This is a genomic window from Pseudooceanicola nanhaiensis DSM 18065 (assembly GCF_000688295.1).
Taxonomy (GTDB): Bacteria; Pseudomonadota; Alphaproteobacteria; order Rhodobacterales; family Rhodobacteraceae; genus Pseudooceanicola; species Pseudooceanicola nanhaiensis.
In genome coordinates, this window is record NZ_JHZF01000016.1 from 141,624 (window position 1) to 164,327 (window position 22,704).

General features: G+C 70.3%; 21 protein-coding genes. 16 read left to right on the forward strand and 5 right to left on the reverse strand.

The window, feature by feature from the left end; translation table 11 throughout:
- Window positions 1-26 precede the first annotated feature (26 nt).
- The 10 genes from yajC to Q344_RS0120005 all read left to right on the forward strand — a co-directional run bounded on the left by yajC (window position 27) and on the right by Q344_RS0120005 (window position 7,046).
- Window positions 27-314, forward strand: a complete 288-nt coding sequence (gene yajC, locus Q344_RS0119960) for a preprotein translocase subunit YajC (protein WP_028288340.1) — start codon at window positions 27-29, stop codon at window positions 312-314.
- A 19-nt stretch (window positions 315-333) separates the two neighbouring features.
- Window positions 334-1,965: a protein translocase subunit SecD gene (gene secD, locus Q344_RS0119965; RefSeq protein WP_028288341.1), complete on the forward strand. Its 1,632-nt coding sequence runs from the start codon at window positions 334-336 to the stop codon at window positions 1,963-1,965.
- Window position 1,966: 1 nt separating this feature from the next.
- Window positions 1,967-2,935 carry a protein translocase subunit SecF gene (secF, locus tag Q344_RS0119970; RefSeq protein ID WP_028288342.1) on the forward strand — a complete coding sequence of 323 codons (969 nt, stop codon included), beginning with the start codon at window positions 1,967-1,969 and terminating at the stop codon, window positions 2,933-2,935.
- A 62-nt stretch (window positions 2,936-2,997) separates the two neighbouring features.
- Complete coding sequence (locus tag Q344_RS0119975; RefSeq protein WP_028288343.1) at window positions 2,998-3,351, forward strand: Mth938-like domain-containing protein; 354 nt, start codon at window positions 2,998-3,000, stop codon at window positions 3,349-3,351.
- A 266-nt stretch (window positions 3,352-3,617) separates the two neighbouring features.
- Window positions 3,618-4,226 carry a heme ABC exporter ATP-binding protein CcmA gene (gene ccmA / locus Q344_RS0119980; RefSeq protein ID WP_028288344.1) on the forward strand — a complete coding sequence of 203 codons (609 nt, stop codon included), beginning with the start codon at window positions 3,618-3,620 and terminating at the stop codon, window positions 4,224-4,226.
- Window positions 4,223-4,879: a heme exporter protein CcmB gene (ccmB, locus tag Q344_RS0119985; RefSeq protein WP_028288345.1), complete on the forward strand. Its 657-nt coding sequence runs from the start codon at window positions 4,223-4,225 to the stop codon at window positions 4,877-4,879. The genes ccmA and ccmB overlap by 4 nt, the downstream gene beginning before the upstream one ends.
- A 41-nt stretch (window positions 4,880-4,920) precedes the next feature.
- A complete protein-coding gene (locus Q344_RS0119990; protein WP_028288346.1) occupies window positions 4,921-5,652 on the forward strand; it encodes a heme ABC transporter permease in 732 nt (243 codons plus the stop codon).
- The gene (gene ccmD / locus Q344_RS0119995) at window positions 5,652-5,807 is read left to right on the forward strand and encodes a heme exporter protein CcmD (protein ID WP_409372506.1); all 156 of its coding nucleotides are present in this window, start codon (window positions 5,652-5,654) and stop codon (window positions 5,805-5,807) included. The genes Q344_RS0119990 and ccmD overlap by 1 nt, the downstream gene beginning before the upstream one ends.
- Window positions 5,794-6,333: a DsbE family thiol:disulfide interchange protein gene (locus Q344_RS0120000; RefSeq protein WP_028288348.1), complete on the forward strand. Its 540-nt coding sequence runs from the start codon at window positions 5,794-5,796 to the stop codon at window positions 6,331-6,333. The genes ccmD and Q344_RS0120000 overlap by 14 nt, the downstream gene beginning before the upstream one ends.
- 203 nt (window positions 6,334-6,536) lie before the next feature.
- Window positions 6,537-7,046 (forward strand): hypothetical protein, encoded by a 510-nt coding sequence (locus Q344_RS0120005; RefSeq protein ID WP_028288349.1) that lies wholly within the window; start codon window positions 6,537-6,539, stop codon window positions 7,044-7,046.
- Window positions 7,047-7,079: 33 nt separating this feature from the next.
- Here the strand turns inward: Q344_RS0120005 and Q344_RS24550 are convergent, their stop codons facing one another.
- The 3 genes from Q344_RS24550 to Q344_RS0120020 are packed head-to-tail and all read right to left on the reverse strand — an operon-like array spanning window position 7,080 to window position 9,626.
- A complete protein-coding gene (locus Q344_RS24550; RefSeq protein ID WP_051630897.1) occupies window positions 7,080-7,646 on the reverse strand; it encodes a TadE/TadG family type IV pilus assembly protein in 567 nt (188 codons plus the stop codon).
- Between the two features lies 1 nt (window position 7,647).
- A complete protein-coding gene (locus Q344_RS0120015; RefSeq protein WP_244881794.1) occupies window positions 7,648-8,208 on the reverse strand; it encodes a TadE/TadG family type IV pilus assembly protein in 561 nt (186 codons plus the stop codon).
- On the reverse strand, window positions 8,205-9,626 hold the full coding sequence (locus Q344_RS0120020; RefSeq protein WP_028288351.1) for a TadE/TadG family type IV pilus assembly protein: 1,422 nt from the start codon (window positions 9,624-9,626) through the stop codon (window positions 8,205-8,207). The genes Q344_RS0120015 and Q344_RS0120020 overlap by 4 nt, the downstream gene beginning before the upstream one ends.
- Window positions 9,627-9,945: 319 nt before the next feature.
- On the opposite strand from Q344_RS0120020, the gene Q344_RS0120025 reads away from it, so the two are divergent.
- The 5 genes from Q344_RS0120025 to Q344_RS0120045 all read left to right on the forward strand — a co-directional run bounded on the left by Q344_RS0120025 (window position 9,946) and on the right by Q344_RS0120045 (window position 16,712).
- Entirely contained in the window at window positions 9,946-11,376 is a 1,431-nt protein-coding gene (locus Q344_RS0120025; protein WP_028288352.1) for a Glu/Leu/Phe/Val family dehydrogenase, read from the forward strand.
- 288 nt (window positions 11,377-11,664) lie between these two features.
- A complete protein-coding gene (locus Q344_RS0120030) occupies window positions 11,665-12,918 on the forward strand; it encodes a sarcosine oxidase subunit beta family protein (RefSeq protein ID WP_028288353.1) in 1,254 nt (417 codons plus the stop codon).
- A 67-nt stretch (window positions 12,919-12,985) separates the two neighbouring features.
- Window positions 12,986-13,240 carry a sarcosine oxidase subunit delta gene (locus Q344_RS0120035; RefSeq protein WP_028288354.1) on the forward strand — a complete coding sequence of 85 codons (255 nt, stop codon included), beginning with the start codon at window positions 12,986-12,988 and terminating at the stop codon, window positions 13,238-13,240.
- On the forward strand, window positions 13,241-16,174 hold the full coding sequence (locus Q344_RS0120040; RefSeq protein ID WP_028288355.1) for a sarcosine oxidase subunit alpha family protein: 2,934 nt from the start codon (window positions 13,241-13,243) through the stop codon (window positions 16,172-16,174).
- The gene (locus Q344_RS0120045) at window positions 16,167-16,712 is read left to right on the forward strand and encodes a sarcosine oxidase subunit gamma (RefSeq protein WP_028288356.1); all 546 of its coding nucleotides are present in this window, start codon (window positions 16,167-16,169) and stop codon (window positions 16,710-16,712) included. The genes Q344_RS0120040 and Q344_RS0120045 overlap by 8 nt, the downstream gene beginning before the upstream one ends.
- Window positions 16,713-16,783: 71 nt before the next feature.
- On the opposite strand, the gene Q344_RS0120050 is transcribed toward Q344_RS0120045, so the two are convergent.
- Window positions 16,784-20,188, reverse strand: a complete 3,405-nt coding sequence (locus Q344_RS0120050; RefSeq protein ID WP_028288357.1) for a hypothetical protein — start codon at window positions 20,186-20,188, stop codon at window positions 16,784-16,786.
- Between the two features lie 140 nt (window positions 20,189-20,328).
- On the reverse strand, window positions 20,329-21,609 hold the full coding sequence (locus Q344_RS0120055) for an O-acetylhomoserine aminocarboxypropyltransferase/cysteine synthase family protein (protein ID WP_028288358.1): 1,281 nt from the start codon (window positions 21,607-21,609) through the stop codon (window positions 20,329-20,331).
- Window positions 21,610-21,848: 239 nt separating this feature from the next.
- Here Q344_RS0120055 and Q344_RS25275 point away from each other — a divergent pair, with 239 nt between their 5' ends.
- Window positions 21,849-22,700: an NYN domain-containing protein gene (locus Q344_RS25275; RefSeq protein WP_084178511.1), complete on the forward strand. Its 852-nt coding sequence runs from the start codon at window positions 21,849-21,851 to the stop codon at window positions 22,698-22,700.
- Window positions 22,701-22,704: the final 4 nt, after the last annotated feature.

A 22,704-nucleotide genomic window follows, 5' to 3' on the forward strand; every position in this document is an offset into this window, starting at 1 on the left:
TCCCCGCCGAACCTCAAGGAGGCCCCATGGACGGGAACGCCATCGCGCAATTCGTGCCGCTTATCCTGATCTTCGTGATCATGTATTTCCTTCTCATTCGCCCGCAGCAGAAGAAGCTCAAGCAGCACCAGCAGATGGTGAACAACGTTCGCCGCGGCGACGAGGTGGTCACCCAGGGCGGGATCGTCGGCAAGGTCGTGAAGGTGCGCGAGGACGAGGAGCTCGAGATCGAGATCGCCGAGGGCGTGAAGGTCCGGGTCATCAAGTCGACCCTCGCCCATGTCCGGAGCAAGACCGAACCGGCGAAGTCCTGAGCGGAACGGGACGCGCAACATGCTTCACATCGAAACCTGGAAGCGCGTCCTGATCTGGCTGGTCATCGTTGCCGGCCTGGTCATGGCGCTGCCGAACGCCTTCTACCCGCGGGTGGAACGCTACAATGACGCCGTGGCCGCGGGCCAGCCCGCGGAGGGCTGGGCGGACTACCTGCCCTCGAACCTCGTGAACCTCGGTCTCGACCTGCGCGGCGGCGCGCACCTGCTGGCCGAGGTCCGGGTGCAGGACGTCTACGAAGGCCGGATGAAGGGCCTCTGGCCCGAGATTCGCGACGTGCTGCGCGATGCCCGCGACAGTGTCGGCGCGATCCGTCTGCAGGACGGCGCCCCGGACGAGCTGCGCATCAGCATCGCCAATGCCGACGCCATGGACGAGGCGGTGCGCCTCGTGCAGGGGCTCGCGCGTCCGGTGACGTCGCTCAGCGGGGCAGGCGCCAACGACATCGAGGTCCGCGCCGAGGGCGACCAGCTGGTCGTGACCCTCTCGGAGGCCGAAAAGCAGGCGACCGACGAGCGCACCGTGCGCCAGTCGCTCGAGATCATCCGCCGCCGGATCGACGAGGTCGGCACCCGTGAACCCACCATCCAGCGCCAGGGCTCGGACCGGATCCTGATCCAGGTGCCGGGGCTGGGATCGGCCTCCGAGCTGAAGGACATCATCGGCACCACCGCCCAGCTGACCTTCCAGCCCGTCGCGGGCCGTGCCAACAGCGCCGATCAGGCGGTGCAGCCGGGGCAGGAAGTCCTGCCGTCGCTGGACGAGGAGGGCGTCTGGTACATCCTCGAGGAGGCGCCCGTCGTCACCGGCGAGGAACTGGTGGACGCGCAGCCGAGCTTCGACCAGAACGGTCGGCCCGCGGTGACCTTCCGCTTCAACCCCGCAGGGGCGCGCAAGTTCGGCGATTACACCGGGGCCAACATCGGGTCGCCCTTCGCGATCGTGCTGGATGACGAGGTCATCTCGGCGCCGGTGATCCAGAGCCACATCCCGGGCGGGTCGGGCATCATCACCGGGAACTTCTCGGTCGAGGAAAGCACCAACCTCGCCGTCCTGCTGCGCGCGGGCGCGCTGCCGGCAGGGCTCGACTTCCTCGAGGAACGGACCATCGGGCCCGAACTCGGGGCGGATTCGATCCAGGCCGGCAAGATCGCCTGCGCCGTGGCCTTCGTGCTGGTGCTGGGCTTCATGTGGCTGAGCTATGGCCTCTTCGGCTTCTTCGCCAACGTGGCGCTGCTGGTGAACGTGGCGCTGATCTTCGGCCTGCTCTCGGCCATCGGGGCCACGCTGACCCTGCCGGGGATCGCCGGGATCGTGCTGACCATCGGCATGGCGGTCGACGCCAACGTGCTGGTCTTCGAGCGCATCCGGGAGGAGCTGAAGACCGCCCGCGGCCCGGCCCGCGCCATCGAGCTGGGCTACGAACGCGCGCTCTCGGCCATCGTGGACGCGAACATCACGACCTTCATCGTCGCGGTGATCCTCTTCGTGATGGGCTCGGGTCCGGTGCGGGGCTTCTCGGTGACGCTGGGGATCGGTATCGTGACCTCGGTCTTCACGGCGATCTGGGTGACGCGGCTCTTCGTCGTGATGTGGTTCGAACGGGCGCGGCCCAAGACGATCGAGGTGTGAGATGCGTTTGAGACTTGTTCCCGCCGAAACCCACATCGACTTCTTCAAGGCGCGCCGCGTCACCTTCGGCGCCTCCGTGGTGCTGATGATCCTCTCGATCGTCTGCTGGGCGGTGATGGGGCTGAACTTCGGCATCGACTTCCGCGGCGGCACGACGATCCGGACCCAGTCCGAGAGCGCCGTGACGGTCGGCGACTACCGCGAGGCCATCGCGCCGCTGCAACTGGGCGACGTCTCGATCTCGGAGGTCTTCGATCCCTCCTTCGACGCGAACCACCATGTCGCGATGATCCGCATCCAGGCCCAGGAGGGGCAGGAGAGCGTCTCGGGCGAGACCGTCGACACGGTGCTGGCCGCGCTGCAGGAGATCGACCCGACGATCCGGTTCACCTCGGTGGAATCGGTCGGGCCGAAGGTCTCGGGCGAGCTGATCCAGACCGCCTTCATCGCGGTCGGGCTGGCGATGGCGGCGATCCTCTTCTACATCTGGCTGCGCTTCGAATGGCAGTTCTCGGTCGGCGCCGTCGCGGCGCTGTTCCATGACGTCATCCTGACCATCGGGATCTTCTCGGCGCTCCAGATCCGGTTCGACCTCGCGACCATCGCGGCGCTGCTGACGATCATCGGCTACTCGATCAACGACACGGTGGTGATCTTCGACCGGCTGCGGGAGAACCTGCGGAAGTTCAAGACCATGCCGCTGATGGAGGTGATGAACCTCTCGGTCAACGAGACGCTCAGCCGGACGATCATGACCTCGGGCACGACCCTGCTTGCGCTGATCGCCCTGCTGGTCCTGGGCGGCGACGTGATCCGGGGCTTCGTCTTCGCGATCACCTGGGGCATCGTGGTCGGGACCTATTCCTCGGTCTACGTCGCCAAGAACATCGTCCTCTGGCTGGGCGTGAAGCGCGACTGGACGAAGCCCTCGAACACCGAAGGCAACCAGTTCGCCAATATCGATGCCTGACGGGACGGCCCCGGCGCGGCGCGCCGCGGCCGGGGCCTGACGTCGCGAAGGGAGCACAGGCCATGCGCATGAGCGAAATCGACTACGGCCGCGCCCGCCCGATCGACGGCTACGGCCCGGGGTTCTTCCGCGTGGGTGGCGAGGTCCACGCGGGTCCGCTTCTCGTGACCGCCGATTCCGTCGAGAGCTGGGGCGGGTTCGAGGACGTCGCGACACTGACCGCGCTCGCCCGCCAGGTGGACGTCCTCTTCCTCGGCACCGGGGCCGAGATCGCGCCGGTCCCTGCCGCGCTGCGCGCGACGCTCGAGGAGGCCGGGATCGGCGTCGAGCCGATGGCATCGCCAAGCGCCTGTCGCACCTTCAACGTGCTGCTCTCGGAAGGCCGCCGCGTCGCCGCTGCCCTGATCCCGGTCTGATCGGGCCCGCCTTCCTCTTGCCATAAATATCCCCGCCGGAGGCAAGCTCCGAGACGGGCTCGATGCCCGTTTCGGAGCTTCACCCGGGCGACGCCGGAACGGCGGCGCAAATCCGGGTTGCGCCGTCCTCCGGACGCCGCCCGGGGGGTCGCCCGAAGCGGGCATCGAGCCCGCTTCGGGCGATGCCTCCGGCGGGGATATTTATGGCAAGAGGAAGCAGGCGGACACTCTTTCCCGGCACGGGGTTTTCCTTTAGGTCCGGCGTCATGGAGCTGATTGTCGAGGATCTGTCCGTCGCACGCGGCGGCATGGCGGTGCTGGAAGGGGTCTGCTTCCGGCTGGCGTGCGGTCATGCGCTGGTGCTGCGGGGGCCGAACGGGGCGGGGAAGACGACGCTGCTGCGGACACTGGCCGGGTTGCAGCCGCCGCGCGGGGGCCGGATTTCGCTCGACCGGGAGGCGATGGTCTATGCCGCGCATGCGGACGGGATCAAGGCGGTGCTGACGGTCGAGGAGAACCTGCGGTTCTGGGCCGATCTCTACCGTGTGGACGCGGTCGGGGCCGCGCTCGAGGCCTTCGCGCTCGGCCCGCTGGCCGACCGGCCGGCGGGCGCACTTTCGGCCGGGCAGAAGCGGCGGCTCGGGCTGGCGCGGCTGCTGGTCACCGGGCGCCGGGTCTGGGTGCTGGACGAACCGACCGTCTCGCTCGACGCGGAGGCTGTCGGGATGTTCGCCCGAGCCGTGCGCGCGCATCTGGCGGGTGGCGGGCTCGCCGTGATCGCCACCCATATCGAGCTGGGGCTGGAAGCCGAGGTGCTGGACGTGGCGCGGTTCCGCCCGCGGCGTGTGGTGACGGGTGACGAGGACTTCCTGTGAAGGCGCTGCTCGTCCGCGATCTGAAACTGGCGGTCCGGGCCGGGGGCGGTTTCGGGCTGGGCCTCGCGTTCTTCCTGATCGTCGTGGTGCTGGTGCCCTTCGCCGTCGGCCCCGAGACGGCGCTGCTGACCCGGATCGCGCCGGGGATCCTCTGGATCGGCGCGCTGCTGGCCTGCCTGCTGTCGCTCGACCGTATCCTCGCGCTCGACCGGGAGGACGGTTCGCTCGACCTCATCGCCACCGCGCCCCTGCCGCTGGAGGCGGCGGTCTCGGTCAAGGCGCTGGCGCATTGGCTGACCACGGGCCTGCCGCTGGTCATCGCCGCGCCGGTGCTGGGCGTGCTCCTCAACCTGCGCGGCGAGGGCTACGGGTGGCTTGTCGTCAGCCTGGCGATCGGCACGCCCGCGCTTTCGGTCATCGGCACGTTCGGCGCGGCGCTGACGGTGGGGATCAAGCGGGGCGGGCTGCTCCTGTCGCTGCTTGTCCTGCCGCTCTACGTGCCGGTGCTGATCTTCGGCGCCGAGGTCGCGCGGCGCGGGGCCGAGGGGCTCTCCGTCGCGACCCCGCTGGCGCTCCTGGGGGCGGTGACCTGCGGCACGATCGCGCTTTTGCCTTTCGCCTCGGCTGCTGTATTGCGGGTCAACCTGCGGTGATGTGACTGGCGTGCCGCGCGCCGGAAGTTTATGGGAGCCTCATGGCCTCGATCTGGGAATATGCGAACCCGCGCAAGTTCATGTCCGTCACGGACAGGGTCCTGCCGTGGATCGCCGGGCTGTCGGCGATCGCGCTGGTCGCGGGCCTCGCCTGGGGGTTCTTCCTGACGCCCGACGATTACCGCCAGGGCTCGACCGTGAAGATCATCTACCTGCACGTCCCCGCCGCGCTGATGGCGATCAACGGCTGGCTGATGATGCTCGCCGCCTCGCTCGTCTGGCTGGTCCGGCGCCACCACGTGAGCGCGCTGGCCGCGCGCGCCGCGGCCCCGGTGGGCGCGGTGATGACGGTGATCGCGCTTCTGACCGGTGCGATCTGGGGCCAGCCGATGTGGGGCACCTGGTGGGCCTGGGACCCGCGGCTGACCTCGTTCCTGATCCTGTTCCTCTTCTACCTCGGCTATATCGCCCTCTGGGCCGCGATCGAGGACGGGGACACGGCGGCGGACCTGACCTCGGTCCTCTGCCTCGTGGGCTCGGTCTTCGCGCTGCTCAGCCGCTACGCGGTGAACTTCTGGAACCAGGGGCTGCACCAGGGCGCCTCGCTGTCGCTCGACAAGGAGGAGAACGTGGCCGACGTCTTCTACTTCCCGCTGCTCCTGTGCATCGCGGGCTTCGTGCTGTTCTTCCTCGCGCTCGTGCTTCTGCGGACCCGGACCGAGATCCGGGCGCGGCGGATGCGGGCGCTGATGGCGCGGGAGCGGATGGCGTGATGCCGGATCTCGGGAAATACGCGGGCGCGGTGCTGAGCGCCTATGCGGTGTCGCTGGCGCTGCTGGCGGTGCTGGTGCTCTGGAGCCTGTGGCGGGCGAAACGGGTCAAGGCGGCCCTCGAGAAGGTGGAGGCGCGACGCAATGGCCAAGATTAGACCCCTGATGCTGGTGCCGCCGGTGATCTTCCTCGGGCTTGCGGCGATGTTCCTCGTGGGGATGCAGCGCGACGATCCTGACGCGCTGCCCTCGGCGCTGGCCGGGCGGACGGCGCCGGACCTGGTGGTCACGCCGCTTGGGGACCTGCCGGCCTTCGACGGGTCCATGCTGGCCGATGGCGAGGTGAAGCTGGTGAACTTCTGGGCGAGCTGGTGCGCGCCCTGCCGGGTCGAGCATCCCAATCTCGAGGCGCTGGCCGCAGAGGGGGTGACGATCTACGGAGTGAACTACAAGGACAAGGCGCCGCAGGCGCTGGCATTCCTAGAGGAGCTGGGCAATCCCTACGCGGCCGTGGGGCAGGACGCGGACGGCCGGACGGGGCTGGACTGGGGGCTCTACGGCGTGCCCGAGACCTTCGTGATCGACGGGGAGGGCAAGGTCGTGACGCGCTTCGCCGGACCGGTCACGGAGCGGGTGATCGAGGCGACCATCCGTCCGGCGCTCGAGTCGGCGGCGGCGGAGTAGCGCCCGGGGCGCGGCGTCCTGCGACCTCCGCGGGACGTCGCCAGCGGAATGCCTCCGAAGGGCATCGAGCCCTTCGGAGCCATGGCCTCCGGCGGGAGTATTTCCGGAAAGATGAAGCAGGGGCGGCGGCAGGCGCTGGCGCGGGGACGGCGAGGGCGGTATGGCCGCGGCAGGATTGGCCAGGATTGGCAGGGGGAGCCGGGATGCAGGGTGAGCAGGGCAGGGAACTGGCGCGGGTCGAGGCCTCGGGCGGGCGGCGGGTCTTCGGGATCGGCGTGCTGATCGGGCTGGGCTTCATCCTGATCTGGCTGGGCCTGTTCCAGGACGGCGGCTCGGTCCTGCTGCGGGTGCTGATCCTTGTCGCGGGGGCGGCGGTGATCTGGGCCGCGCGGGCGATGCAGCGGGCCACGGCGCTGGCGGTGATCCTGACGGAGGAGGGCCTCTGCGACAGCGCGGGCGAGGTGATTGCGCCGATCGGGCAGATCGCCTCGGTCGACCGGGGGGCCTTTGCCTTCAAGCCCTCCAACGGGTTCCTCCTGCGCCTGACGGTGCCCGGCGCGCGGCGCTGGCGGCCGGGGCTCTACTGGCGGATCGGGCGGCGCGTCGGGGTCGGCGGCGTGGCCCATGCCGCGCAGGCCAAGGCGATGGCCGACGCGATCGCGATCATGCTGGTGGAGCGCAAGGTGGCCGAGGCCGCGGACGCCGACAGCTGAGCGCGGGCCCCGGGGACGACCCCGGCCGGCGGCTCAGACGTCGGTGTTTTCCCATTTGAGCTGGCTGGTGAAGCGGGGGCGGACGAAGGTGAAGGTGTTCATCTCGAAATCGTCCATGCCGATCTTGAAGGGGATGGCGTAGGTCGTCCAGGTCTCGACGAGGATCACCTCTTCCCCGGACGGCATGAGGGGCAGTTTCGCGGTCATGCCGTTCGCCTGTCCCGCATTCATCGCGGTCGCGGGTCCGCGGGCCTCGGACCACATCACGTCGAAGCGGTTCGACGGGGCGTTCCACTTCAGCACCGAGATGCGCATCGCGGTGCTGCTGTCCGAACGGATCATCGACTTGAACAGGTCATGCGCGTTGGTCACGTACTGGTCGTTGATCTCGAGCGTCTCGCGCGAGAGCATGTCGGCCAGTGTGAAGGACGCCTTCTGGTTCAGCGATTGTTGCCGCAGCATGTCGAAATACGAGAACATCGCGAGATAGGCCCAGAACAGCAGCGGCAGCAGGATCAGCGCCTCGATGGCGACGTTGCCGGAGGTCTCGGCCCGGAAGCGGGAAAGCCGGGCGCCGATGCGGGATGCGAGGCGTTTCATGTCAGGTGGGCTCGTTCACGAAGGCGGAGGTCGCGATCAGCTGGATGTCGCCGGCTTCGTTCTTGGCGGCCTGGAAGCCGAAGCCGATGTTCGGGAAGATCGGGTTGAAGACATAGCAGGCCCGGAGCAGCATCAGCTCGCTCCGCTGGCCGTTGCTGAAGGCGCGGATCGGATTGACGGTTTCCGCCCGGTTGATGCAATCCGCAGCGCCGCCCAGCTTGGTCGAGAATGTCCGCATGTCGGTCGGCCGCATCTCGAGCTTCAGCGAGGTCTCGCAATGCGGCAGCAGGCCGGCGTAGCCGCAGATCCGCCGGCGCAGGCTTTCGTGTGTCACCTCTTCGCCGGTGCCGATCCGCAGGTCGCGGACGGCGCGGTCGAGCGCGTGCTCCATCAGGGTCTGGCGGACGGTCATCATCCCCATCTCGACGCCCGAGAGGAACATCGTCAGCAGGATCGGGAAGAGGATCGCGAAATCGACCACGGCGACGGTGCCGCGCTGGTCGCGGGCGAAGCGGCGGACGTATCCGCGCAGGGGGTGGGACATGGCGGGCTCGCGGGTCATTGGGTGAGCTTCAGCTTGTTGAGCTGGCGCGCGATGGAGCGGAAGGCCTCGGTGATCTCGACGCCCTCGACGCGGAAGAAATGGTTCGGCGAGGAGGCGCAGTTGCGCATCACGTTCGCACCGTGGTTGCCCACCTCGAAGCCTACCGACCAGACGAGGATCCCGGCGTCCTTGGCGGCGTTGCAGACGCTCTCCAGCAGGGCGTCGGAATTCCGGGCCGACGAGCGGCGGAAGTAGAATTCGCTCCGGCGGCTGCGGTCCACGTTCGCCTCCACCCAGGAGACCAGGCCCTTGGTGGCCCAGTGATAGCGCTGCGACGGAGAGCCATAGGCCTGCGGGGTGATGCCGTAGGTGTCCACGTTCTCGCCGTCCGTCATCAGGATGATCGTCTTGAGCGAGCCGCCGGTCCAGGCCGTGGGGCGGCCGCGGAAATCGCTGTCGATCAGGCCGGCGCCGACCATCGAGTTCACCACCGGCTGGAAGTTCGGGTCCAGCATGCCGACGGCCCATTTCATCCCGATGTGGATCGAGGTGTTGGCCCGGTCGGTCAGCTGGCTGATCCGCTGCTTCAGCGCCAGCTTGTCCTGGCTGAAGGACATGATCTCTTCGTAATCCTTCTGCGGGCAGGAGGGGTTGAGGATCGGATCGTCGCCGCTGGTGTTGCCGTAGAGCTCGAAATGCTCGGCCTGTTCGTATGCCGTCTGCGTGTCGATCGCGGTGGTGCGGAAGGCGGAATCGGGGAACAGGACGCAGCTGGAATAGCCGTGCTTGCGGGGGATGTTCAGCCGGTTCATGATCTCCGGCCCGGCATTCACCTGCGCGGTGTAGGGGATCAGGTTGATCGACACCGCGCCGCGGCTCTCGTCGAGGATGACGGTGTCGACGAATTCCTTCGCCGCCGACCGCAGGCGCTGGATCTTTTGGTTGCTGCCCATCGAGCCGGAGATGTCCACGACGAGCGAGATCTCGGCGTCGCCGAGGCTTTCCTCGGCCCGGCCATAGGCGTTGATCTGGAAGCTCGGAAAGCCGATCGAGCTCAGGAACTGGGTCTTCATCTGGGTCTGGGCGCTCGCCGTCACGATGCGGTGCGTGCTGCCCTGGTCCACCGTCACCTCGGTCAGGTAGTCGAGGATGCCCGACTTGTCGAAATAGTCGCGCACGACGTCCTCGGGCACCAGCTCCTGGTCGAGGTCGGCGGCGGCGAGGATCGCGCGGTCGAGCGTCGTCTGCACCTTCGCGCGCACCATCTCCTGCCGCATGATGTCGACGCCGATGCCGCAGACGGTCAGGAGGATGAGCAGGAAGAAGATCGTCACCGGGATCATCACCCCGTGCTCCTCGCCCGCGAAGCGGACAAGCCGATCCTCGATATCCCTGCGCGACCGGCGGAGCCGGTCCATCAGGTTCTTGCGACGCATCTCTACCATTCCTTGCAGTCAGTCAGGCGGGGCCTGCGGACAGGTTCTTTTGTTTGTTGAAACAAATACCCGCCGAAGGTGGCTGAAATGCGGCATTTCGGCGGTGCAAAGCGGGATCCGTTGCGGTTCGGGAAATGATGGCGATGGCGAGGCATGGATTGGGCCTGTGTCCCTGACAATCCGAAGGGGTTTCGGGGGGTCGGCGGCCGGGCGCCGCCGACCCCCCGGTCTGGCAATATTTCCTTCGGCATCCGGTCACTGATTGGTTGAAAATGTGGTCTAAAGGTGGAGTCTGGTCGCAACGGAAAAGGAGAGTTGCATGCCCATCATCAAGGAGCCGACGTTCCGCGAAAGCGTCGATCTGATGTTCAACCGCGCGGTGGCGCTGATGGACCTTGCGCCCGGGCTCGAACAGAAGATCCGGGTCTGCAACTCCACCTACACGGTGCGCTTCGGCGTGCGTCTGCGCGGCCAGATCCACACCTTCACCGGCTACCGGTCGGTCCATTCCGAACACATGGAACCGGTCAAGGGCGGCATCCGCTACGCCACCAGCGTGAACCAGGACGAGGTCGAGGCGCTGGCGGCGCTGATGACCTACAAATGCGCGCTGGTGGAGGCGCCCTTCGGCGGCTCCAAGGGCGGGCTCTGCATCGACCCGCGCGAATGGGAAGAGCACGAGCTGGAACAGATCACCCGGCGCTTCGCCTACGAGCTGATCAAGCGCGACATGATCCACCCCGCCCAGAACGTCCCCGCCCCGGACATGGGCACGGGCGAGCGCGAGATGGCCTGGATCGCCGACCAATACGCCCGGATGAACACGACCGACATCAACTCCCGCGCCTGCGTGACCGGCAAGCCGATCAACGCCGGCGGCATCCAGGGCCGGACCGAGGCGACGGGTCGCGGCGTGCAATACGCCCTGCGCGAGTTCTTCCGGCATCCGGAGGACATGGCGCAGGCCGGCATGGAGGGCACGCTCGAGGGCAAGCGGGTGATCGTGCAGGGCCTCGGCAACGTGGGCTACCACGCGGCCAAGTTCCTGCAGGAAGAGGACGGTGCGATCATCACCGGGATCATCGAACGGGACGGCGCGCTCTTCAATCCGAAGGGCATCGAGGTCGAGGCCGTCCGCGACTGGATCGTGAAACATGGCGGCGTGACGGGCTTCCCGGATGCGAGCCACACGGCGGAAGGCTCGGCCGTGCTGGAGGAGGAATGCGACATCCTCATCCCCGCCGCGATGGAGGGGGTGATCACGATGGAGAACGCCCCCCGCATCCGCGCGCCGCTGATCATCGAGGCCGCGAACGGCCCGATCACCGCCGGGGCGGACGACATCCTGCGCGAGAAGGGCGTGGTGATCATCCCCGACATGTATGCCAATGCGGGCGGTGTGACGGTGTCCTATTTCGAATGGGTCAAGAACCTGAGCCACATCCGCTTCGGCCGGATGCAGCGCCGCCAGGAAGAGGCCCGTCACGAGCTGATCGTGCGCGAGCTGGAGCGACTCGACCGGTATCTCGGCAACGCCTGGTCGATCTCTCCCGACTTCAAGACGAAGTACCTGCGCGGGGCGGACGAGCTGGAGCTCGTGCGCTCGGGGCTCGATGACACGATGCGCACGGCCTACCAGTCCATGCGCGAGGTCTGGCACGGGCGGGACGACGTCACCGACCTGCGCACGGCGGCCTACCTCGTGTCGATCGGCAAGGTCGCGGCGAGCTACCGGGCGAAGGGGCTGTAGGGGCTCCGCTCCCGGCCTCCGCCTGCTCGACGATCCCGCGGCCTTGGCCCGCGAGGCGCCCGCACGCGCCCGCACTCGCCCGCCGCGACGCCACCGGGCACGTCGTCGGCTGGGTGCTCGTCATCGCGATCATGGTCTCGCTCGGCCTCGGAACCTGCTGAGCGGCAGCCCGCCGTCGCGCGGCGACCGCGCCCTGTCGCGCTTGGCAGGGCGTCCCGGATCGCGCATGGACAAACTGGCGGTATCTTGGTTCAGTACCGCCCGTGCCCGTGCCATCGGAGGTAAGTCATGCGCTTTTCCGCCCTGCGGATCCTGTCGGAAGGCCTGACCGGCAACAGGGGCTGGCGCCCGCATTGGCGCGACCCCGAGCCGAAATCCGAATACGACATCGTCATCATCGGCGGCGGGGGCCACGGGCTCTCGACCGCCTATTACCTGGCCAGGGAGCACGGCCTCCGCAATGTAGCGGTGCTGGAGAAGGGCTATCTCGGCGGCGGCAACGTGGGGCGCAACACGACCATCGTGCGGGCGAACTATTTCCTGCCGGGCAATTCCGAGTTCTACTCCCATTCGCTGAAGCTCTGGGAAGGGCTGGAGCAGGAGCTGAACTACAACGTCATGCATTCGCAGCGCGGGCTCATCAACCTGTTCCACTCGGACGGCCAGCGCGACGCCTTCGCCCGGCGCGGCAACGCCATGGTGAACCAGGGCGACGACGCGGAACTCCTCGACCGCGACGGCGTCCGCAAGCACCTGCCGTATCTCGATTTCGACAACATCCGCTTTCCCGTCTACGGCGGGCTCCTGCACCGGCGCGGCGGGACCGCGCGGCACGATGCGGTGGCCTGGGGCTATGCGCGGGGCGCCTCGGACCGCGGTGTCGACCTGATCCAGAACTGCGAGGTGACGGGGATCGACATCGCGAACGGCCGCGTGACCGGCGTGCAGACGACGCGCGGCGCGATCCGGGCCAGGAAGGTGGCGATCGTGGTGGCCGGGCGCTCGGGACAGGTGGCGGCAATGGCGGGGATGCGGCTGCCGATCGAAAGCCACGTGCTCCAGGCCTTCGTGACCGAGGGGCTGAAGCCCGCGATCAACCATGTCGTCAGCTTCGGCATGGGGCACTTCTACATCAGCCAGTCGGACAAGGGCGGGCTCGTGTTCGGCGGAGACCTGGATTTCTACCCGAGCTACGCCCAGCGGGGGAACCTGCCGATGGCCGAACACGTGATGGAGGCCGCGATGACGCTGATGCCGATGATCGGCAAGGCGAAGGTGCTGCGCTCCTGGGGCGGGATCATGGACATGACGCCCGACGGCTCGCCGATCATCGACAAGACGGAGACCGAGGGGCTCTTCCTCGATTGCGGCTGGTGCTACGGCGGGTTCAAGGCGGTGCCGGGCTCGGGCTATTCCTTCGCCCACCTGATCGCCACCGGGCGGCACCACGCCCCGGCGGCGAAGTTCCGGCTGGACCGGTTCCGGACGGGCGCGGGCCTGATGGACGAGGAAGGCACCGGGGCGCAGCACAACCTGCACTGAGCGCTGCGGAGGGGGCGGACGCCTCCGGCGGGAGTATTTTTGGAAAGATGAAGATGAGGGTCGCGAGATGAGGCTGAGCTGTCCGATCTGTGGCGAGCGGGACCGGCGCGAGTTCCATTACGGCGGCGCGGCGCTGGAGCGGCCTGCGCCGGAGGCCGGTGCGGCGGCCTGGGATGCATACCTCCACCTGCGGGAAAACCCGGCGGGGCGGTCGCGCGAGCTCTGGTATCACGAGAGCGGCTGCACCGCCTGGCTGGTGGTGGAACGGGACACGGTGACGCACGAGATCCACGGCGTGACCCTCGCGGCGGGGGGCAGGTAGATGCGGCTGAAGACGGGCGGGCTGATCGACAGGGGCACGGCGCTGCGGTTCCGCTTCGACGGGCATGACTACACCGGGTTCCGCGGCGATACGCTCGCCTCGGCGCTGCTGGCCAACGACATCAGGGTCGTGGGGCGGTCGTTCAAGTATCACCGGCCGCGGGGCGTCTTCTCGGCCGGGAGCGAGGAGCCGAACGCGCTGGTGACCATCGGCCGCGGCGCGGGCGCGGAGCCCAACGTGCGCGCCACGATGCAGGAACTGCGCGCCGATCTCGAGGCGCGGCCGCAGAACTGCTGGCCGTCGCTGCACTGGGATCTGCTCGAGGTCAACGATTGGGCATCGCGCTTCATCGGCGCGGGGTTCTACTACAAGACCTTCATGTGGCCGCGGAAATTCTGGGAATGGGTCTACGAGCCCGCGATCCGCCGGGCGGCGGGGCTGGGGGCGCTGTCGGGCGCACACAACCCCGACCGCTACGAGAAGGCCTATGCCCACTGCGACCTGCTGGTGATCGGGGCGGGGCCTGCCGGGCTGATGGCGGCGCTGACCGCGGCCGAGGCGGGTGCCGACGTGATCCTCGCCGACGAGGATGCGCTGCCGGGCGGGCGGCTGAACGGCGAGCGCGCGACGCTCGACGGGGGCGCGGGATCGGACTGGGCCGCGGCGGCCGTGGCGCGACTGAGGGCCATGCCGAACGTGCGCGTGATGGCGCGGACCACGGTGACGGGCGTCTACGACCAGGGCACCTTCGGGGCGCTGGAACGGGTGGGCCACCACCTCGACGACCGGCCGCGCGGCCTGCCGCTGGAATGCTTCTGGCGGATCGCGGCGAAGCGCGCGGTGCTGGCCGCAGGCGCGATCGAGCGACCCGTCGCCTTTGCCGGGAACGACCGGCCGGGCGTGATGCTGGCGGGCGCGGTGCGCACCTACCTCAACCGTTACGGCGTGGCGCCGGGCCGGCGGGTCGCGGTCTTCGGCAATACCGACGAGGCGCATCGCACGGCGGCCGACCTCGTCGCCGCGGGCGTGCACGTGACGGCCCTGATCGACGCACGGCCCGATGCCAGGAGCACGCTTTCGGTGCCCTTCTACCCGGGCGGGGTGGTGACCGGGGCCGAGGGCCGGCTGGGCCTTGAATCGGTGCGGTTCGAGGCGGGGGGCCGGAGCCAGGGCGTGATGGCCGACTGCCTCGCCGTCTCGGGCGGGTGGAACCCGAACGTGCACCTCACCTGCCACCTGAACGGCCGTCCCGTCTGGGACGACGGGATCGCCGCCTTCGTGCCCGCGCCGGGCGCGGTGCCGGGGCTGATCCCCTGCGGCGCCGCGGCGGGCGTGTTCTCGACCGCCGGATGCCTCGCGGACGGCGCGCGCGCCGCCGCGGAGGCGCTCGGCGGGCTGGGCCTGACCGCGCCGGACCTGCCGCAGCCCGAGGCGGAGGATGCCCCCTATCGCATCCGGGCCCTCTGGGCGGTGCCGGGGAAGAGGCGGGCCTGGCTCGACCTGCAGAACGACGTGACGGTGAAGGACGTGCGCGGCGCGGCGCAGGAGAACTTCCGCTCGGTCGAGCACATGAAGCGCTACACCACGCAGGGCATGGCGCCGGACCAGGGCAAGACCTCGAACCTCGCCGCTCTGGCGGTGCTGGCGGATGCGACCGGTCGCGGGATCGCGCAGACCGGGACGACGACCTACCGCCCGCCCTATACGCCCGTGGCGATCGCCGCCATGGGGGCGGGCGCGCAGGGCAAGGGCTTCGCGCCCGAGCGCAGGACGACCTCGGACCAGGCGAGCCGCAAGCGGGGCGCGCCGATGATCGAGGCGGGGCTCTGGTACCGCCCGTCGTATTTCCCGAAGGGGGGCGAGCGGACCTGGCGCGAGAGCTGCGACCGCGAGGTCGGCTGGGTCCGCAATGCGGTCGGCGTGACGGATGTCTCGACGCTGGGCAAGATCGACATCCAGGGGCCGGACGCGGGGGCCTTCCTCGACTTCGTCTACACCGGCACCTTCTCGACGCTGAAGCCGGGGCGGGTGCGCTACGGGATCATGCTGCGCGAGGACGGGCACGTGATGGACGATGGCACCACCGCCTGCCTGGGCGAGGGGCATTACCTGATGACCACGACCACCGCCGCCGCAGGGCCGGTGATGCGGCATCTCGAATTCGTGGCGCAGGTGCTCAGGCCCGAGCTCGACGTGCAGATGGTGAGCGTGACCGAGCAATGGGCGCAGTTCGCCGTCGCGGGGCCCGGATCGCGCGACTTTCTGAACGGGGTGCTCGATGCGCCGATGGCCGAGGGGGATTTCCCCTTCATGGCCTGCGGCGAGGTGTCGGTGATGGGGGTGCAGGGGCGGCTCTTCCGGATCTCCTTCTCGGGCGAACATGCCTACGAGATCGCCGTGCCCGCGCGCTACGGCGACGCGCTCTTCCGCGCGCTGGTGACACGGGCCGAGGGGATGGGTGGCGGCGCCTACGGGATGGAGGCGCTGAACGTGCTCCGGCTCGAGAAGGGGCTGCTGACCCATGCCGAGATGCATGGCCGCGTGACGTGCCACGACCTCGGGCTCAGCGGGCTGATGTCGTCGAGGAAGGATTACATCGGACGCGCGGCGGCCGCGCGGCCGGGGCTCGTGGACCCGGAGCGCGAGCGGCTCGTGGCGCTGCACCCGGTCGGTATCGAGAAGCGGCTGCTGCCGGGGGCGCATCTCTTCGCGCATGACGCGCCGGCGGTGCGCGAGGCCGCCGAGGGCTATGTCACCTCGGCCTGCCATTCGCCGACGCTGGGCCACCCGATCGCGCTCGGCTTCCTGAAATCCGGCCCGGAACGGCTGGGCGAGACGCTGCGCATGGTCGATCACCTGCGCGGGGTCGAGACCTGGTGCGTCGTCCGGCCCCTGTGTTCCTACGACCCGAAGGGAGAGCGGACCCGTGGCTGAGCTGATCGCATTGAGCCCCGCCGGGGCGGCGCTGCCGAAGCGCATCGGCGCCGTGACCCTGACCGAGGCGCCGTTTGCGCCGATGACGGGGATCTCGCCCCATGCCGGCGAGGTGGCGCAGGTGTCCGCCGCGCTGGAGGCCGCGCATGGCCTGGCGCTGCCGGGGCCCGGGCGGATGCTCTCGGGCGCCGGGATCGAAGTGCTCTGGTTCGGGCGCAACCGCTGGCTGCTGATCGGCGCGGCGCCGGGCGACGGCCTGGCGGCGCATGCGGCCCTGACGGACCAGTCCGACGCCTGGGTGAGCGTGATCGTCCAGGGCGCGGCCGGCGTGGACGTGCTGGCGCGGCTGGTGCCGGTGGACCTGCGGCCGCGCGCCTTCGCCGAGGGCAGCGTGATCCGGACCGAACTCTTCCACATGCCGGCGGCCATCGCGCGGACCGGGGCAGAGGATCTGCGGGTGATGTGCTTCCGCTCGATGGCCGGGACGCTGGTCCATGACCTCGTCACCGCGGCGGAGGCGGTGGCGGCGCGCGGCTGACCGCGTCCTGGCATGGGGCGAAAGACATCGTGGGGATGCCGTGGCAGGGCGGGCCCGGGCCCGCCGCCCGGTCACCCCTTGGGCATCACCAGCGTGTGGTTGCGTCCGCCCTTGGTATAGCTCAGCTGTCCGTCCCCGATCGCCGAGACCCGGCCGCCGTCGAGGGTGTCGCCGACCTTCACCTTGCGGTAGCGCCCGTCCGACATCCTCACCAGCGCGCGGCGGCTCGAGGGCTGGCCGTAGACCCCGATCAGGTTGATGGCGTTCAGGTTGATCGCGTTGCGCACCGTCGCCGTCTTGGTGACCGAGGTGTTCGAGGGGATGCGCGGCTGCACCGCGACGGGCTGGCTCGGGGCGACGACCGCCACGGGCTTGATCGCCGCGGCCTGGGCCGCCGCGACCGTCACCGCGAATTCCGAGGGCCGCGGGCGCGGGCGGCGCGAGGTTCCGACCGCCTGCGCGGTGCCGGTGTCGATCTCGGTCTCGGCGGCGTCCTCGGCCTCCTGCCGCGCGTCGGGCAGGGCGGGGCGCGCCTTGGGCCGGTAGGCGGCGAGCTCCTGGCGGGAGAAGCCGCCGAGCTTGCCGCGTTCGTTCTCTTCGACCAGCCCGCCGGGGCGCAGGCGGGGGCGCTTGGACTGCAGGGCCGCCAGTTCCACCGCCATGTCGACCCGGTCCGCGGCGGTGAGGCCGGGCGCGTCGAGCCGGGTTTCGGCCGGGCGGGGGCCGGGCACGCGCTCGGGCGGGCCGGCGCGCACCAGCACGCCGTCGGGCGTCAGCGCGCCCTCGGGGGTGGGGACGACGAAGCCGTCCTCGCCGATCCGGAAGGTCGTTCCCGGCGGCGCGGGGTCGAAGACGGTGCCGGGGGCCATGTCGCCGCGCTCGGCCTCGGGGACCGGCAGGGCCACGGCATCGAGGTTCGGGACATCCGGGTCGATCGAGGCGATGTAGAGGTCCTCGGTCGTGCCGGGGATCGGGGCGGGCGCGACCCAGGGGGCGCTGACCCAGACGCCGGTCGCGGCATAGCGCGCCTCGTCCTCGGCATCGGGCACCTCGGCCACCGGCGGGGCGCTGCGGGGCTGCTCTGAGGGCGCGCGGGGCCGCACCGGTTCGCGCAGGCTCGGCTGTGGCAGGGCCTCCTGCCGTGGCATCGGCTCCACGGTCTCGGCCAGGGCGAGCTCGGTCGCGTCCCCGTCGGTCTCCTCGGCGCGTTCCTCCTCGGTGGCGAGGCCGGAGATCGCGTCGGCGGGCGGGCTCTCGGGCGCGTTGCCGGCGATCTGGGTGCGGGCGTCGGGGCGGAGCAGATCCGACACCTCGTCCGACATGAAGATCGAGGCCCATGCCGCCACGCCCATCATGAAGAGGACGAGGATCAGGGTCAGCAGCAGCCCGAGGTAGCGCGGCTTGGCGACCACCTGCGAGGGCCGGGCGCCGAAGACGGTCATCCGCGCCGCTTCCGCCTCGCGCGCTTCGCGTCCAGCCGAGGCGACGAGCGGCGTGGCGCGCGGCGCGGCGGGCTCCGGCGCGGCGGGGGCGGTGGCCACGGGGGCCGCGATCGTGGGCTCCTGCCGGGCCGGGCGTTTCAGCCGGGCGATCATCCCGCCCAGCCCGCCGCGGGCGGCGCGCGCCTGCACCGGCTCGGGCGGGCGTTTGCGCGACAGGAATTCGGGTGCGGGCTCCTCGGGCTCCTCGTCCTCGGGAAGCGCCATGCGCGACAGGCTCGCGGCGGCCGCCAGGGCCCCGGTCGAAGGCGCCTCGCGCGAGAGCGGCGGCTCGGGCGTGGCGGGCGGTTCCGATGGCGCCGGCGGTGCCGCTTTCGCGGGCTGCGCGGATTTGACGGGCGGTTCGGTCTTTTCCGAGGCGCGCGGCGCGGCATCGGGGCCGGGCGCCGCGCCCCGGGTCACGCCCGCGAGCGGCGGTGCGGCGCTCTCGGGCGCATCCCGGCGGGCGCGGACGCTCGTGAAGGCGGGCGCGGGTGTCTCGGGCGCGGCCAGTGGGGTGATCCGGGCCGAGGGCAGCTCGGGCGCGTCGAAGGGCCGGGGCCGGCCCGAGGGCGTGGCGCCGGGGCTCTGCGGGGGCTCCGCCGGGCGGCGGAAGAGCGGCAGCGGCGCGCTGTCCTCGTCCTGGGCCTCCGTGGCGAGAAGCGCGGCGCGGTCCGGCAGGCCGTCGGTCTCCGGCAGGTGCGGCGCGGGGCCGGCGGGTTCCGGAGAGGGCCGGAGCGGAGCGTCGGCCGGGGACGGGGAGGCGGCACGGAGACCGCTCGCGTCGGCGGAGGCGTCGCGCGCGCCTTCGAGCGGGCCGGCCGGCGCGGGGCGCGGGTCTTCGTCGGGCGCTGATGCGGCCGGATCGGTGTGCTCCGCGACCAGCGGTTCGACATCGACGGGGATGTCGACCGGCTCTGCGGTCGCGGGGGAGGCGGTGGCGTCCGGAGCCTCCTCCGGCGCGGTGCCGTCCGGGTGCACCGGTGTCGCGGTCCGTACCTCGGGTGCTGCGTCCGGCCGGGCTGTTTCGGGCGTTCCGGTCCCCGGCGTCACCGGTCCAGCGGGCTTCGAGGCCACGTCGGCCGGAGGCCGTGCGGCCGGGGCCTTCGCACTCACCGCTTCGGACGGCGCCGGCTCGGGCGCTGTGCCGGCGTTGTCTGCCTCGTCCTCGCCAGGCGTATCGGACGGGCCGCTTTCGGCGCGCGTCGGCTCGATCGAAGACGCCTCGGTCCCTGCCTCGGGGGTGTTGATCGGTGCGGAGGACGCGGCGGCCTGCTCGGGCTGGGCCGAAGCGTCCGGATCCGCGGCGGCCGCGGCATCGGCAGCCGCGGCGACTGCCTCCGGGCCGTCGGACTGCGTCCCCGTCTCGGCCTGACCGGACGCGGCGGCGGTGTCCGTCGTGCCGGCCATGTGCGTCTCACGGCCATCCTCCGGCGCCGCGGGGACGCGGGCGCGGCCGACAACGGCGATGGCGAGGTAGTCGGGCTCGACCCGTTCGCCGGTAGCAAGCAGCATCCGGGCGGCCGCGGTCTCTCCGAAGAAGGGCTCGCCCAGGAAATCGCCCTTCTCGGGCATCGCGACGAAGCTCACCGGGGCGAAGCCGTGGCTGGTCGCGAATTCCTCGGCCTCGTCCAGCGTCTCGCGGGCCACGGCGGCGACATGGGTCGTCTCGCCGCTGATCGCGCAGACATAGGAGAGCTCGTCCAGCTCGTAGGGCGTGGCCCCGTCGAGCGCGGCCTCCACCATCGCGGTCCGCTCGCCGTTGTCGGCCCAGCCGGTCGCGATGTGCATGTAGCGGATCTGGTCGTTCGGCACGACGATCTTGCAGAGCGCGGGGCCGGGGCGCAGCCGTTCGGCCATGCCCCGCAGCCGGGCAAGCTCGGCCGGAAGGTTCGCGCTGTCCAGCGGGACCTCGCCGACCACGTCCCATCCCGCGGGGGCCCTGTGGAAGAGGGCGATCCCGTCCATCGAAAGGGACAGAGCGAAATGCGGTTTCATTCGGCTGGTCGGTTCCTGCTGTCTTTACCGGTCCCGGCGGCTCATCATGCGAGGCCGAACCTTATCGCAGCATCCGACCGAGGAAAAGGAAAAGACCGGCGCGCCCCCGCGCGCCGGTCCTGTCGGCAAGCTGCCGCCGGTCAGGCGGTCGCCTTCGCAAGTGCTTGTTCCAGATCGGCAATCAGGTCCGCGGGGTCCTCGATCCCGATCGACAGGCGGACCACGTCGGGGCCCGCCCCGGCCGCGATCTGCTGCGCCTCGGTCAATTGCCTGTGAGTGGTCGAGGCCGAGTGGATGATCAACGACCGCGTGTCCCCGAGATTCGCCACATGGCTGAAAAGCTCGAGCGCGTTCACCAGCTTCACGCAGGCCTCGTAGCCCGCCTTGAGCCGGAAGGTGAAGAGCCCGCCCGCCCCCTTGGGGCAGATCCGCGGGACCCGGTCGGCATAGGGCGAGGAGGGCAGCCCGGCATAGGTCACCTCGGCCACCGCCTCGTGTCCCTCGAGCCATTCGGCGATCTTCAGGGCGTTGGCGCAGTGCCGCTCCATCCGCAGCGACAGCGTTTCGATCCCGAGCAGCGTGTAATGCGCCGCCTGCGGGTTCAGCGTCATGCCGAGGTCGCGCAGCCCGATGGCGATGGAATGGAAGGTGAAGGCGAGCGGTCCGAAGGTCTCGTGGAACTTCAGCCCGTGATAGGCGGGTTCGGGCGCCGAGAGCGAGGGGAACTTGTCGCTGGCCGACCAGTCGAAGGTGCCGCTGTCGACCACCACGCCGCCGGTGACCGTGCCGTTGCCGGTCAGGTACTTGGTCGCCGAATGCACGACCAGCGTCGCGCCGTGTTCGATCGGGCGGCAGAGGTAGGGCGTGGCCGAGGTGTTGTCGACGATCAGCGGCACGCCCGCCGCCTTCGCCACCTCGGAGATCGCGTCGAGGTCGGTGATGTAGCCGCCCGGGTTGGCGATCGATTCGCAGAACACCGCGCGGGTGTCGTCGTCGATCGCGGCCTTCACGGCCTCCACGTCGTCGAAATCGACGAACTTCGCCGACCAGCCGAAGCGCCTGATCGTCTGGGAGAATTGCGTGACCGTGCCACCGTAGAGCCGGGTCGAGGCGACGACGTTGCGCCCCGGTCCCATCAGCGGGAAGAGCGCCATGATCTGCGCGGCATGGCCCGAGGAGCAGCAGACCGCCCCCTGGCCGCCTTCCAGCGTCGCGACCCGCTCGGCCAGCGCGGCCACGGTCGGGTTGGTGAGGCGGGAATAGATGTAGCCCACCTCCTGCAGGTTGAAGAGCGCGGCGGCATGGTCGGCATCCCGGAACACGTAGGCCGTGGTCTGGTAGATCGGGGTCTGGCGCGCGCCCGTGGCCGGGTCGGGCCGGCTGCCCGCGTGCACTTGCAGGGTATCGAAGCCTAGGGTCATCTGGTGTTCTCCTCTCAGGTCCCGGTGCCCATGGGTAAGCGAAGCGGCGGGGGCGGGCAACGGCTTGCCTTACCGCCGCGATGCGGTCAGCCTGCGGGCGTTGCCAGTTTCCGGAGACCGCCATGACCCGCCCCTGCCACGCACACTCTGCCCCGATGACCCGAAATGGGGCGCAGCGGTGATGGCGCCGGACGGCCGGTCCGTCCTGTCCGCGCGCTGAGGGCCGGGGCGTCGGGGCGATGATTCAACTCGCGGTGACCCTCGCGGCCCTTGCCGGATTGTGGCTGCTCTTCCGCGCGGTCCGCCGGGCCCTGCGCGGGGCGGCGCGCCCCTCGGCGCCGCTCGACGATCTCGAGAAGGCGCGCGCCCAGACTCGTGCGCTCGCCCTGCGCGGGGCGATCTTCGCGGTGACGGAGGCGCGCAGCCTTCCGGGCTACCGGCTCGAGGAACTGGGCGTCGTGCGCTGCGAGCATCGGAGCGGCAACGCCGCGGAACTGACGCTGAAGATGCGCGCGGCCGAGACCTATCCCGAGGCCAACGTGCTCACCCGGCTCAGCGGACGCGAATACCAGCAGCGCTACCGGGCCGGGACGGGCCCGCGCGGCAAGCCCTATTACAAGACGCGCACCCGGACGGAATGGACCGCCGTCGCCTGCCATGCGGCGCCCCCGGGCGGGGACGGGCCCCGCGCGGCCTGGGACGGCAGGCGGGCGGTGGTGGACGGCTCGAACGTCGCCTTCTGGGAGCGCAACAGCGACGCGCCGGGGCTGGAGCCGGTCCGGGCCGTCGTGGACTTCCTGCGCGCGGAAGGGGTCGAGCCGCTGGTCGTCTTCGACGCGAGCATCGGCCACCGCACCATCGGACGGCACCTGAGGAAGGCCGACATGCGCCGCGCGCTCGGCCGCGTGCGCTGCGAGATCGTGCCGGCGGGGACCGTCGCCGACCGGCGGATCATCGCGCTGGCCTCCGAGATGTCGGCGGTGATCGTCACGAACGACCTGTTCCGCGACCACCCGGACTCGCGCCCGATCCCCAAGCGGCGGGGCTTCTGCCTGGGCGGCGTGGTCGAGCTGACGGAGCCGCGGGCCTGAGGGG